The 14,741-nt window shown below is 35.4% G+C and carries 9 protein-coding genes; 8 read left to right on the forward strand and 1 reads right to left on the reverse strand.

Annotation, left to right across the window (positions count from 1 at the left end; genetic code table 11):
* The first annotated feature begins 40 nt into the window (after positions 1 to 40).
* Complete coding sequence (locus ACW2QF_RS10960; RefSeq protein WP_455716044.1) at positions 41 to 4,324, forward strand: discoidin domain-containing protein; 4,284 nt, start codon at positions 41 to 43, stop codon at positions 4,322 to 4,324.
* Positions 4,325 to 4,399: 75 nt separating this feature from the next.
* Here the strand turns inward: ACW2QF_RS10960 and ACW2QF_RS10965 are convergent, their stop codons facing one another.
* A complete protein-coding gene (locus ACW2QF_RS10965; protein ID WP_455716045.1) occupies positions 4,400 to 5,608 on the reverse strand; it encodes a trigger factor in 1,209 nt (402 codons plus the stop codon).
* A 504-nt stretch (positions 5,609 to 6,112) separates the two neighbouring features.
* Here ACW2QF_RS10965 and cas3 point away from each other — a divergent pair.
* The 7 genes from cas3 (at position 6,113) to cas2 (ending at position 14,304) form a co-directional block, all read left to right on the forward strand.
* A complete protein-coding gene (gene cas3, locus ACW2QF_RS10970; protein ID WP_455716046.1) occupies positions 6,113 to 8,599 on the forward strand; it encodes a CRISPR-associated helicase Cas3' in 2,487 nt (828 codons plus the stop codon).
* Positions 8,600 to 8,614: 15 nt separating this feature from the next.
* On the forward strand, positions 8,615 to 9,364 hold the full coding sequence (cas5c, locus tag ACW2QF_RS10975; RefSeq protein WP_455716047.1) for a type I-C CRISPR-associated protein Cas5c: 750 nt from the start codon (positions 8,615 to 8,617) through the stop codon (positions 9,362 to 9,364).
* Positions 9,348 to 11,288 carry a type I-C CRISPR-associated protein Cas8c/Csd1 gene (gene cas8c / locus ACW2QF_RS10980; protein WP_455716048.1) on the forward strand — a complete coding sequence of 647 codons (1,941 nt, stop codon included), beginning with the start codon at positions 9,348 to 9,350 and terminating at the stop codon, positions 11,286 to 11,288. The genes cas5c and cas8c overlap by 17 nt, the downstream gene beginning before the upstream one ends.
* A 121-nt stretch (positions 11,289 to 11,409) precedes the next feature.
* On the forward strand, positions 11,410 to 12,321 hold the full coding sequence (gene cas7c / locus ACW2QF_RS10985; RefSeq protein ID WP_455716049.1) for a type I-C CRISPR-associated protein Cas7/Csd2: 912 nt from the start codon (positions 11,410 to 11,412) through the stop codon (positions 12,319 to 12,321).
* Positions 12,308 to 12,976, forward strand: coding sequence for a CRISPR-associated protein Cas4 (gene cas4, locus ACW2QF_RS10990; RefSeq protein ID WP_455716050.1), 669 nt, complete (start codon positions 12,308 to 12,310; stop codon positions 12,974 to 12,976). Before cas7c ends, cas4 begins: the two co-directional genes overlap by 14 nt.
* Positions 12,973 to 14,004 (forward strand): type I-C CRISPR-associated endonuclease Cas1c, encoded by a 1,032-nt coding sequence (gene cas1c, locus ACW2QF_RS10995; RefSeq protein WP_455716051.1) that lies wholly within the window; start codon positions 12,973 to 12,975, stop codon positions 14,002 to 14,004. Before cas4 ends, cas1c begins: the two co-directional genes overlap by 4 nt.
* Positions 14,005 to 14,013: 9 nt before the next feature.
* Positions 14,014 to 14,304, forward strand: coding sequence for a CRISPR-associated endonuclease Cas2 (gene cas2 / locus ACW2QF_RS11000; protein WP_455716052.1), 291 nt, complete (start codon positions 14,014 to 14,016; stop codon positions 14,302 to 14,304).
* Positions 14,305 to 14,741: the final 437 nt, after the last annotated feature.

The raw sequence follows: 14,741 nt of genomic DNA on the forward strand, positions 1-14,741 counted from the left end.
GTCTAGTATCTATCATCAAAAAAATGGAACAGGGGGAGCTGTGGTAAATGTCTATAAAACAGATGGTAGCATTGATTATAGTTATTATAAAGATACCATTGACGGCTTAAGCGGTAAGGGAAGATATATTCGATTATTAGTTCATTATAGTAAGGCACAAGAGAATGATGTAGACCGTAAAGGTTGGGGGCCATCGGTTCGAGAGTTTGACATTTTTGGTGTGGGAGGAGTGAACAAACCACAATCAAATGCAGTAGATTTGGCGGCAAGTAAGACTGTAACATCATCTTCCGTAGAGAAACCATGGTGGGCTTCTACGCCACTAGAAGGTAGCAAAGGTGTGGATGGAGATTATGAATCATACTGGTTATCAAGTCCTACAGATGACGAATGGTTTCAGGTTGATCTTGGGAAAGTATACTCTATTGGTCGTGTAGTAATTCAGTGGCAAACAGAGTTTGGACGTGTGTTTGACATTCAGACATCAGAAGATGGAGAAAAGTGGGTAACTGTATATCGAAATCTTAAGGGGAATGGAGAAGATGAAGATGTTTCTATGTATCAAGAAGCACGATATGTTAGAATGCAAGGCATTGCAATGGGAAGAGGTTCGGGCTACTCTATTCGTGAAATGAAAGTCTATGAATATCAAGAGGGGGATTCAAAACAAAATCAGGTAGTGCCAGAACTTCCAAAAGAACAAACCATTTCCGTAGGTTCAGGAAGCTATGCCATTGATGATGTTGATTTCCGTCAACCGAGAGAACCGAAATATATAACGGCTAATATTAAAACACCAATACCATCAAATGACTGGTGGACCTCCATCGTTTATACCAGATTAAGCGATACAATGCCATCACTTCCTTTTGTTTTGAAATACAGTGAAGGTGGTCTTGGATTATATAATGCTGATGGTGTATATACAAGAGAGAATAATGGAGGTATGGGAGCTGATAGTAAGTATTTTGAATTAACAATCAATAGCTCTGCAATTAAGAATACGGCATCAGCAAAACTTGATGGATATGGTGATTGGTCAGTGGACATGGTGTTCAGTGATGACGATACCACAAAGATGAAAACTACAGCAGTAAAAGGTTCCCCATTTATATATAATACATTTACCGACCCAGATAAGGTTGAAATTACAGTAAACGACTTAGTGAAATTTTTTAATGATAAAAAAGAAGAAATCTTATTAAAAGATGGCGAAAGTATCGTAACAGACCATATCGGTGTGGAAGCGCATAACATAAGCGAGGCTCCAGGAGAGGGGGATAAGAATCAATATCATTATTATGGAATTTTCTGTCCTAAGAATACCACCTTTACCCGTGTGGGAAGTAAAATTAAGATAAAATTAGGTAACCAAGAAAACTACATGTCGGTAGCAACACTGCCTACAATAAATGACTTGAATTACTATTACTCTTTTGCATATGCTTTTGTTACAGATACCGTAGTAGATTATGAGTATAACGATTCGACGGCTAAAATGAAGACAACATACAACTGCGTCATTGATAACAAGAGAAGTGGTTTCAGTGGTAAAACTTTAATGTGTATGATGCCACACCAATGGAAATACACAAGTGATGCACTTACAGGTTATTCTTATGAGTCTATTCGTGGTACTCTAAAAGTACATGAAGGCAATCAATTTTCCTATACTTTGCCATTCCACGGAATAACACCAAGTTTTAGTGAACCAGTAGAATCTGATTCTTATGACAGAGAGTTAATGGTAGCATATCTGAAAGAGTTTACAGAGAGTACGGTAAAAGATTACTGGGTAGCAGATCCGTATTGGCAAGGCAAGAAGACACATCCGATTACAATGGGTATACTAACTGCGCAACAATTAGGGGAATACGAAATTAGGGATCAATTAATATCTGTCTTAAAGAAGATTTTAGAAAACTGGTTAACGTATAGTGGTGAAGAGGAATATCCATATTACATGTACTATTCAACAAGTTGGGGAGCGTTAAATGGTGATGGTGGAGATCATGGTATGGCAAATAATTTATCGGACCATCATTTCTTATGGGCGTATTTTATATACCCAGCGGCTGTATTAGCATCTTATGATTCTACCTTTATTACAGAATATGGGGATATGTTAGAGATGTTAATCAGAGATTGTATGAATCCTGATAAAAACGATGAGTTATTCCCATTCATGAGAAATTTTGATCCATATGAAGGCCATTCTTGGGCTGGTGGATATGGTGATAATAATAGTGGTAATAATCAAGAATCAGCATCTGAAGCAACTTTTGCATGGGCAGGTTTATATCTATGGGGATTAGTTACGGAGAATGATACATATCGTGATGCGGGGATATGGGGCTTTACTTCGGAAGTAAATGCCATTGAACAATATTGGTTTAACTATGATAATGATAACTGGGATTCTGACTATGCATCAGGCTGTGTAGGAATGGTGTGGGGCTTAGGATATACCAATGGAACTTATTTTTCTGGTAATCCAAGCTGTATATATGGAATTCATATGTTACCAGTAACACCATCTCTCACCTATATGGGATATAATACTAAGGCAGCTGCATCCATATATGAAGCATATAAAAAAGATCAAGCAAAATACCAAGATAAAGTAGCTTCAGAGGGAAATTCCGATCCAGAAGGTTGGTTTCATATTCTATGGCCATATTTATCATTGAGTGACCCAGCAAAGGCTGCACAGTTGTGGGAGGATAATGCAGAAGCATATGGACTTCCAAGAGATGAGATGTTTAATTCCTATTGGTTTATTCAGAACATGAATGCAAAAGGAACCGTAGCAACAGACATTTGGTCCTCGAATTATACGAGCTGTCAAGTATTCCAAAAAAATGGAGTGTATACAGCTACTGTGTGGAATCCTACTAATGAAGAGATTAAGGTGGAGTTTTGTAATAAGACTGGAAAAATCGGAAGCACAATAGTAGCGCCACTTGCTACCGTTAGTGTAAATCCATTTAAGGATACCGATAATAGTAAGCAAAGCATACCAAAAGCTTCTATTGCAGATAAGGTAATACAGTTACCAGGAAGGATAGCGGCACAGGATTATTATACTAACTTTAGTTGTATGTTAGATCAAAACGACCAAGTAGGTAAATATATCGGCTGGATTGACGATGGTGATTCCTTAGTTTATAAAGTGAATGTAGAAAAAGCCGGGACTTATCAGATATCATATCTAGTACAGTCTACTAGTGATAGTAAAACAGGAGTGATTGCTCTAAAATCTAATAAATCAAAGGGCTATCTAGCAACTACTACATTGAATCAAAATAAACAATGGAATACGATTACGGATTCTGTTTATCTAGAAGAAGGAGAACAGACACTTACGGTATTGTTTAAGGTAGGAGGATTCAATTTTGGAAGATTGATAGTAGGTGAAGATAGTGGTGAAGAACCAACAGATCCATCACCAGAGGATAAATATCCTATGAAGTTAGCAGAAGAAGATTTATCAAAATATGAATTACTCTCTAAGGAAAAATCAATGACAGCATCAACTGAAATAACGGGAAATTCAGCACAAAAGGCAGTTGATGGAGATTATAATACTAGATGGGAATCTATCCAGGGAGTTGATCAACAATGGTTAACTGTCGATCTTGGAAATACCAAAAATATTAAAGGTGTTAAGATACACTGGGAAACTGCAGCAGCTAAAGAGTATCTATTACAGGTATCAAATGACGGTGTAAACTGGACAGATGTCTATGCACGAACAAATGGTAATAGTGGAGTTGAAGCTTTAGTTGCAAAAGAGGATATCATAGCACGTTATGTGAGAATTTATGGAACTGCAAGGACCACTGGTTATGGATATTCTATATGGGAATTCGAAGTTTATGGGACTTCAGCAGGAGTACCGAAGGTGATTTCAAATGGAAAGAAAGTGTCTGCATCAAGTGTATTGGGCTGGAACTATGCAACGAATGTGACTGATAATAATTATGATACAAGGTGGGAATCGATACAAGGAGTTGACCCTCAATGGATTATAATTGACTTAGAGAATACCTTTACGTTATCAGGATTGAATCTGTATTGGGAAACAGCAGCAGCTAAAAATTATGAAATCCTGCTCTCTAATGACGGAAACAATTGGGAAAGTGTATACACAACGACTAATGGAAACGGTGGGTTGAATAATGGGTATGCTAACCGACAAAGTGGGTTAGAATCTATTAAGTTTGATAAATCCTATCAAGCACGATATGTTAAGATGTATGGTACCCAAAGAACGACTGGATATGGATATTCTTTGTGGGAGGTAGAAGTACTAGGCTATTAAAGCTATAAGATAGATAATGATGAATACAAATAGGAGGTAGGTAAAACAATTACCTACCTCCTATTTGAGTGTTTATTATTGAACAGTTGTAAGTCCCTTAACAATTTCAAGAGCTTTGATCTTAACCATATTGTTTACTAAATAACCTGTTCCATATGTTTCTACTTGTGATTCAAAATCTTCTTCAGAAGTACCATTATCTAATAGATACTGTTTATAGTCATCAAGAGAAACGGTAACACCTTCAGTTTCAAGAATTGCTTGATAGATTAAGTCTTCTTTCGTATTTTCTTTTGCTGTAGCTTTTAATTGCTTATCATATTTAGCTTCTGACATACCGATAAATTTTTCGAAGGAGTAATCACTACTGTAGCTTGCTAAATATGTTTGCATCTGTTCGAAATAGGCATAGTCTAAGCTTTTATTAGTAGCAGCTACTTGAGCTGTATAATCCTCTGGATAAGAATTTACAGTTGTTTCTTTTACTAAATAATCATTAATCCATTTATCAAGGTTTGTATTATAGTTTTTATCTTTAATATATTTTCTGTATTCATCTGCTGTAGATGCATAATTAGAAAAATTCTCTTTTACATATTCATCAGTGAGCTCTGGAACAACATAGATTCCGTTAACAGTTACTTGGAATACAGCATCCTTACCAGCTAAATCTGGATTTTGAGAATACTCTTCTGGGAAAGTAACTTCAACAGTAACTTCATCACCAGCTTTGTGCCCAATTAATTGGTCTTCGAAATCATCGATATAATCACCGCTACCGATTGTTAAGTCAGAACCATTTCCTTGCGTATTACCACCTTCGAATTCAACACCATCTACAGTTCCCACATAATCTATGTTTACTTCGTCACCATCAGCAATAGCAGCTGTAGTTTCTTTATCTAATGTTTTGTTGCTTTCTAATTGCGTTTGGATATCGTTCTCTACTGACTCGTCTGAGTATTCAACTTCGCTTAATGGAACTGTGATGTTTTTGTAGTCAGCTAAATCAATTGCTGAAGTAGCAGTAACTCCATCGATAAATCCGTTATCAGCAAGGTATTTGCTATAATTATCGCTTGCTACAACTTTAGTTACGTTTCTATACACCTTGTAACCAACATAAGAACCGACAGCGACTACAAGAGCAACGGCAACGCATACACTAATAACTGCATTAATCTTTTTTTGACGCTTTTGACGCTCAATAGCCTTTTTTCTTTCCAATTTCCTCTGCTTACTTAAGCTCATGGAAGGATCAGTTTTTTGTTTCTCTTGTTTCATATTAACCTCTTTCTGTTCATGATGAACTTTACTGATTACTATTCAAATTATTGAACATTAAACGGGCCTGTCCAATTAAGTACTTTGATACGGTGCCATATAGCATTAGCGTATGTATTCTAAGGACTGAATAGTTTGCTAATTCTATTTTAATGAAGTACGGTAATATTGTAAACAAAAATTATGTTTAATTTGTGAAAATATGTGTGATAGGTGAAGAAGATTACATCACAATATACAAAAAGCTGTTACTTATATGCAACAGCTTCTTATTTGACTCAAATAGTTTTTCAATCCCCATTCAATTTGAATGACAAAATATAGTGTACCATATCATAACAATAAGAACAATAAGATTAATATGTAAAATATATAATAATTATGTAAAAAATAAGTTGACATAAAAAGGAATTATGTGTAATATTTAATTATTATTTAACTTATATAGTGAATTTTTAAATTGCAATTCGATAAACAAAGGACATGAGAGGAGAGACAAATACTATGATAGCCCATATTAGAAATGATGGTGAGACACAATCTGTTAAGCAGCATCTAGATAATGTTTCTGATATAGCAGGTGAATATGGTAAAGTAATTGGAGTTCAATCATGTACAGCATTAGCAGGAAAATTACATGATTTTTCTAAACTTACGACCGAATTCCAGACATATATACGAAATGCAAATAAGAATCCAGATAAATACAAGCGAGGACCGGATCACTCTACAGCGGGTGGTGTATTTATTACCATGTTTGCAAAAGAGAAAACAAAAGATAAGGAAAGTGTAATAACAGCGTTGACAGCCCAGATTATTGCTATTGCCAGTCTATACCATCATGGTGGTTTGGGAGATTTACTTGATATAGAAGCGGAATCTCCATTCCTAAATAGACTGAACAAATATCATGAAAACCAAGAGTGGCGAGCACAATACGAGGAAGCGATATATAATTTCTTCAAGATATATGATGAATCTGAGATAGACAAGTTATTTGGACAAGCAGTAGAGGAAATTAGAGAAATTAATTCAAGAATAGCTAGCAATAAGCTTAACCAATATTTTATGTATGGATTACTTAGTAAGTATATTTATTCTTGTGTAATTGATGCGGATCGCTATGAAACAGCCGCCTTTATGTCTAATGAGAAAATGATTCCTCCAGAAGATTATAGTACCTTATGGACTGAACTGGCAAGAAGAATAAATGAAAAGATAAGTGATTTTCCTAAGGATACGCTATTAAATAAACTTCGAGGAAAGATATCGGATGCTTGTTATAAGAATTCGATATTGCCCAGTGGTATCTACAAGCTGAATTGCCCAACAGGATCGGGCAAGAATTACGCGGCTATGAGATTTGCACTAAATACGGCAAAGAGACATAATAAGGCGAGAATAATATATGTTTCTCCATTTATTTCAATCATAGAACAAAATGCTGAGGCAATACGTAATATTCTTAGAGAGAATGATTACGACGAGTTAGTGGAAAAAGCAATATTAGAACTTCACTCAGCCAAAGAAGTACAAAAAGAAGATATGTTTGATGATGCAAAAATCTCAGATTTGAATACTACTACATTGTGCCAGGAAGAATTGATGTCAGAACGTATGAATGCGCCAATAGTATTTATTACAATGGTACGATTTCTTAATACTTTTTTTTCTAGTGGTACAAAAAATATACGTGCTTTACATAATTTTGCTAATAGTGTAATTATTCTAGATGAGACACAAGCAATTCCAATAAAAACAATAGCGATGGTTAATGATACTTTGAATTTTCTTGCGGAGATCTGTAACTGTACAATAATTTTATCTACAGCAACGCAACCCGCACTGGATAGGACACCAGAAAAAGTTCCGGCACTTTTGAATGTTGGAGTGGAAATATCAGAATGCACAGATGAGATGAGGAATGAATTCAAGAGAACGGAATTTGAGAACTTAGCATCTGTGGAAAACAATACAAAAGAGTACATAGCAGAAAAAGTATGGTCGGTTATGGAAGCAGAGGGAGACGTCTTAGTTATATTTAACACAATTAAGTCCGTGCACATTCTTTATGAAGAGATAACTATGAGATATCAAGAAGAGATTAGAGAGGAAGAGGTATCCCTCTATGTTCTCTCAACGAATCTATGTGCGGCACATAGGAAAGAGACCATCAATCAGATTAAGTCTGAACTAGGTAAGAAAAAACTTATTGTAATAAGTAGTCAATTAATCGAATCTGGAGTAGATATATCATTTCGAGCCGTATTCCGCGCATTAGCAGGCTTAGATAGTTTGATACAGAGCGCAGGTCGTTGTAATCGCCATGGATTAAATAGCTGCAAGACAGTCTATATAATAAAACCAGATTTTGAAAGCCTTCGTAATTTACAGGATATTGAGCGTGGTAAGGATGCGATGGAGAGTTTACTAGAGGCATTTAAAAAAGACCCACAGAGATTTGATCAGGAGCTATCATCCGATAAATCTATTTCGTACTACTATAGAAAGTATTATGAAAGACAGAGGGAGCAGATGCTATACCCATTAACAACGGATACGAATCAAGTGGTAAATATGTATTCTCTGTTGGGTAAGAATGGACAGTTAATAATTGATTACAAAAAGAATAAGGAGGAATGGGATAAACGAATGGTAATCGCTCAGAGTTTTAAGACAGCAGCGAAGAACTTTCACATTATTGACGAGTATGGAGAACCTATATTAGTACCTTATAAAAAGGGAAAAGACTTAATAAATAATTTGTTATCAGCCAAGAATATATACTCGTCTGCTACAACAACCTTACTTAGGAAGGCACAGTTGTATATGGTAAATATCTCAATGCAAAAGTTTTATGATTTATGTGATAAAGGAGCATTGACTTATTACGAACAGCTAGGGATTTATATATTGCATGAGGGCTACTATCATTCTTTATATGGAGTCTCGACAGAAGTTGTACAAGAAATAGATAACTATATGTTTTAGAAAGGGGCTATATAAATGAAACCAAATAGAATTGAATTTTGTGTAACTGGAAGATATGCATTGTTTAGTGATCCCATTAATCGTATGGGGGGAGAAAAATTCAGCTATCAGGTTCCTACGTATCAAGCATTAAAGGGAATAGCAGAATCAATCTACTGGAAACCAACTATTACATGGGTTATTGATGAAGTACGAATTATGAATCCAATTCGTTCTGAATCAAAGGGAATTCGACCATTGGTTTATGGTGGTAGTGTAGAGAATACCTTATCAATTTATACATATCTTACTGATGTCAGATACCATGTCCGCGCTCATTTTGAATGGAATGAGAATCGGCCAGAATTGGCTAACGATAGGAATGAGAATAAACATCATAATGTAGCAAAAAGGTGTGTGGAGCGTGGAGGAAGAAGAGATGTTTTTCTGGGAACTAGGGAATGCCAAGGATATGTAGAGCCTTGCGTTTTCGAAGATGGGGTAGGTGCCTATGATGATGAACTAGAGATTCCAATAGGTTGTATGTTCCATGGATTTACGTATCCAGATGAAAATCATGAGGAGAAAATGATTGCAAGATTTTCATATATAACAATGGAGAAAGGCGTAATTAAATTCTTACGACCAGAGGAATGCCAGATTACAAGAGACTTATTAATTGGAAATGTGAAAGAATTTACAATGGAGAATCAAACATTGCAAAAAGTGAGTGAATTTGATTATGAGAAAGAATTTGGAGGTGATGAATTTGGGGTGGTTGAATGATTTATACCTTACCTATGAAGAAAATAAGCAGATGATTGCTGAAAACTTAGATACTGATAGAGCAACTCTACTTCCCATTGCTCATTCTACGCAAAATGCTCAGATTGAAGTTACCATTAATGAAGAGGGTAATTATTGCAAAGCAATAGAAATTCCTAAGGATAATGCAGTAACGATTATTCCTGTAACAGAAGACTCGGGATCTCGAGGTAATGGAAATAATCCGCATCCATTAGAAGATAAACTAGAGTACATTGCTGGTGATTATGAGTACTATACAGGTAAAGATAATCATGAAAAGTACCAGAGCTTTATTCAAGGTTTGCAAAGATGGAGTGAATCTGAGTATTCTACTTGGCAGGTAGAGGCGGTCTATACGTACCTTAGTAAGAAGACAATAATGAAAGACTTGATAGATGTTGGAATTGTTGCGTGGAAAGATGGGAAGTTAAGTGATAAGAAGATAGAAGGCATCAAACAAGAAGAGGCTTTTGTGCGATTCGTTGTTCGTTCCACTTCAGTTGATCAAGAAACTGAGTCGGAATGTGTATATCAGAATAAGGATTTATTCGATAGATATACGGAATATTATCTAAGTCAGCTAAAGGATATGGATATCTGTTATGTTACAGGAAAAAGAGTACCATGTTCTATAAAACATCCGGCAAAGATTCGTTACTCAGGAGACAAAGCCAAATTGATATCTGCAAACGATACAAGCGGTTTTACCTATCGTGGAAGATTATATGATAGTACACAGGTAGCAAGTATCGGATATGAGACTTCGCAAAAGGCACACAATGCCTTGCGATGGGTAATCAGTAAACAAGGATTTGTTCTAGATAATTTGTCGGTTGCAGTATGGGAATTCTCTGGAAAAGAAATAATTCCAATTGAAAAATCTACTCCCGAAGCATTTGATGATTCGTTTGAATTTTTTGAGAATGAAGCAAGTAGTGAAGCAATTGATTTCACCAATGAAAGTTATGCCAGAAAAGTAAGAAAAGCATCCATGGGATATAGCCAGAATCTAGATACAAAAGCGAGGGTATCCGTGATGGGAGTTGAGGCGGCAACCACGGGACGATTATCAATACGTTTTTATCACACATACATAGGATGCGATTATATCAATAGACTTTTATATTGGCATACGACATGTTTTTGGAGACTTACTTATATGAAGGCTCCAATGGGGAAGGTATTTGTGGGTGCACCTTCTTTAAAGGATATAGCAATTGCCACATTTGGGGATAAAAATAATACGTTAATTAAATCTACAGTGGAACGTCTGATTCCCTGCGTAATTGATAAGAAGGATATACCGATGGACCTTGTTAGGGCAGCAGTTATACGTGCATCAAATCCGAATGCATTTGATTCATTATGGGAATACAGTAAGGTTTTAGCGATAGCTTGTGCAATGGTTCGTAAACATCATTTTGAAAAAGGACAGAAAATTAATAAGACGATTGCTATAAATGAAAAGGAGGAATATAGTATGGCACTTGATAAAAGAAACCAAGATAGAAGTTATCTCTTTGGTAGGCTTCTTGGAGCGGCACAAGAGATAGAGACCTATGCCCTCTATGTCGTGAATAGAGATGGGGAAGGAGGTAGAAGAGCTAGTGCAGCAGAAAGGTATATGCAACGTTTCCAGAGAGACCCTTTGAATACATGGGGTAGAATTAATGATGCAATACGCCCTTACGTGGCAAGGCTTGAGTCTATAAGTGTTTTGAATAGTGATGATGAAGTCATGAATAAAAGAGGTAGGATTGCAAGAAATAGACTATTAAGTTTACAGGGAATCTATGATTTATTTCAACCAGGAGATTTTGAAAAAAAGGAACCATTAACAGAAGTTTATTTGCTAGGGTATAATTGCCAATTAAATGATTATAGAAGTAATCAAGAAGAATAATCACTGGAAGTAATATACTACATTTATTAATAAGTAAATGATTATAAAGAAGTATATTAACTATGGTAATTAAAACAATTTGAAAGAGAATAATATAGTATAAATTAGGAGGAATTATAATATGGGAAATTTTACAAACAAGATTGATTTTGCAGTAATCTTTAGCGTTAATAAGGCAAATCCGAATGGAGATCCTCTAAATGGAAATCGTCCAAGAGATAATTACGAGGGGTATGGAGAAGTATCCGATGTGTGTCTGAAGAGGAAAATTAGGAATCGTTTGCAAGATAATAAATATGAGATATTTGTACAGTCAGATGATAATAAGAAGGATGAATTCAAAAGTTTAAGTGAACGTGCAGCAGGTACTAAAGAATTGAAAGAGGCTGGAAAGGATAAGGACAAGTATGCAAAGGCAGCTTGTGAAAAGTGGATTGATGTCAGAAGTTTTGGACAAGTGTTTGCATTTAAGACGGATAAGAAAGGGGAGGGGGTATCGGTAGGTGTAAGAGGTCCAGTTTCTATACAGACAGCGGTAAGCGTATGCCCTGTTGATATTGTAAGTACACAGATAACAAAGAGTGTGAATAGTGAAACTAGTGAAAAGAAGAGTTCGGATACAATGGGGATGAAGCATCGTGTAGAACAGGGAGTCTATGTTACATATGGAAGTATTAATCACCAGTTAGCAGAGAAAACTGGATTTACTGATGAAGATGCGGAAGCGATTAAAGAAGCATTAAAAACATTATTTGAGAATGATGCTTCAGCAGCAAGACCAGAAGGCAGTATGGAAGTATGTAAAGTGATCTGGTGGAAACATAATTGCTTTACAGGTCAATATTCTTCAGCTAAGGTACATCGTTCATTACAAGTTAGAGTATTTGAAGATGAAGAACAGTATACAGAAGAAAATGAAGATGTTGCTAATTCAATAATTACCAAACTAGAAGTTCCTAATAGTAAAGCAGTCTATCAGATGATATTACATCGACTTGATGGATTGGAAGTTGAAGTATATGAAGGAGTATAGGGAAGAAGATTTTCTCTTGCTATCAGGCATACAGCATTACACATTTTGTAAGAGACAGTGGTCATTGATTCATATAGAGCAGCAGTGGGAGGAAAACATTAGAACTGTGGAAGGAAATATTATGCATGAGAGAGCCCATGATGGTTTTAGTTCGGAGAAGAGGGGAGATATTATAATATCAAGAGGCATGAATATTTTCTCAAGTTCCCTAGGTGTAAGTGGTACTTGCGACATTGTAGAGTTCCATGTATCGAAAGATGGCATTCCATTGAAGGATAGAAGTGAAAAATACATACCAATTCCTATTGAATATAAAAAGGGAAAAGAGAAGAAGAATGATGAAGATATCATGCAATTGGTAGCTCAAGCAATATGCCTTGAAGAAATGCTTTGTTGTGATGTAACAAAAGGATATCTGTATTACGGAGAAACAAGGAGAAGACTTGATGTAGAGATTACAGAAGCACTAAAGCAGGAAGTAAGAAAAAAATTTGAAGAGATGCATGCACTATATGAACGTAATTATACACCAAGAGTAAGAAGAACAAAAGCCTGTAATGCATGTTCACTTAAGAATCTTTGTTTGCCTCAATTATTAAAGAATAATTCTGTAAAAGAATATATTCTGTCTGCAATGGAGGAGGTGGATAAGTGAAGAAATTATTAAATACATTATATGTAACGAAAAAGGAGGCTTACTTATCACTAGATGGAGAGAATATTGTACTGCAAGTAAAAGGAGAAGAAGTTGCGAGAATACCTCTTCATAATATTGAATCTGTAGTGACATTTGGGTACCAAGGGGCTAGCCCTGCATTAATGGGAGCGTGTGCACAGCGAGATATCTCATTGTGCTTTATGACTGGCAATGGAAGATTCCTTGCAAGGGTATCAGGAGAGGTACGAGGAAATGTAATACTTAGAAAGCAGCAATATAGGATATCGGATCAAGAAGTAGAGGCAAATAAAATAGCTAGAAATCTTATCTTCGGAAAAGTTCATAATTCAAAGTGGGTTCTAGAAAGAGCAACGAGAGATTATGCACTGCGAGTTGATGTTGATAAGGTTAAGAGAGTATCATCTATGCTTAGTTCCTCTATGAGAGAAATAAGAATATGTACCGAAAATGATAAACTTCGTGGTTACGAAGGAGAAGCTGCATCCCTTTATTTCTCTGTATTTGATGAATTAATACTTCAACAGAAAGAAGATTTTTATTTTAAGCAAAGAAATAAGCGGCCACCACTAGATAATTTGAATGCGATGCTATCGTTTGTATATACATTACTTTCCAATATGGTTGCAGCTGCCCTTGAAACTGTTGGATTAGATCCCTATGTCGGATTCCTACATACCGATCGACCAGGGAGAAAATCATTGGCTTTGGATATGATGGAGGAATTGAGAAGCGTCTTTGCAGATCGTTTTGTATTAACCTTAATAAATAAAAAGATGATAAATTCATCGGGATTTGTTAAGAAGGAAGATGGAGCTGTAATAATGGATGATGATACTAGAAAGATTATCTTGAAATTATGGCAGGAGAAGAAGCAGGATATAATCAAACATCCGTTTTTAGAAGAAAAAATAGAATGGGGACTAGTCCCTTATGTACAAGCAATGTTATTGGCAAGGTATATAAGGGGTGATTTAGAAGAATATCCACCATTTTTATGGAAGTAGGTGATTTCTATTTTAGTATTAATAACTTATGATGTAAATACAGAAACAAATTCAGGAAAAACGAGATTACGTAAAGTAGCTAAACAATGTGTAAACTATGGAAAACGCGTGCAGAATTCAGTATTTGAATGTATTCTAGATGCAGCAAAATGTCGGGAGGTAAAAGAAATCTTGACGAATCTAATTGATCCGAATAAGGATAGTTTGCGTTTTTATTATCTTGGGGACAATTACAAAAACAAGGTTGAACATATCGGTGCTAAGGAGACCTTTAGTGTGGAAGACGTATTAATATTTTAATCTTTTTTAGAGAAGATAAAAGTAAATATTATTTTATATATTTAAATTAGTGCGAAATATAAGTGAACATAAAACTACAGGGAGATTCGCACCTGCAATTAATGTGAAAGAAGTATTAATTTAGATCTTTAAATAAAATAATAGATTAATAGTATTTAAGATGTTGTTACATATGTACATATATGTAAGTGAAAACTGATTAATTTTAGTGTTTTTTGCTGTCTCTCCCCTTGCTGGGAGAGTGGATTGAAATTTATTTTGAGAGTGACATTGCTAATATCATATCAGTCTCTCCCCTTGCTGGGAGAGTGGATTGAAATTAATAAGCTTACTAGCACAAATGCATTCTGATAATAAAAACCCTTTCATGGAAACTGGATAGAAAAAATACAAATACAAAAGATGTTTTACTAAATACGAATTAGGATTAGTAGAAG

It is taken from the genome of Anaerosporobacter sp. (assembly GCF_965301125.1).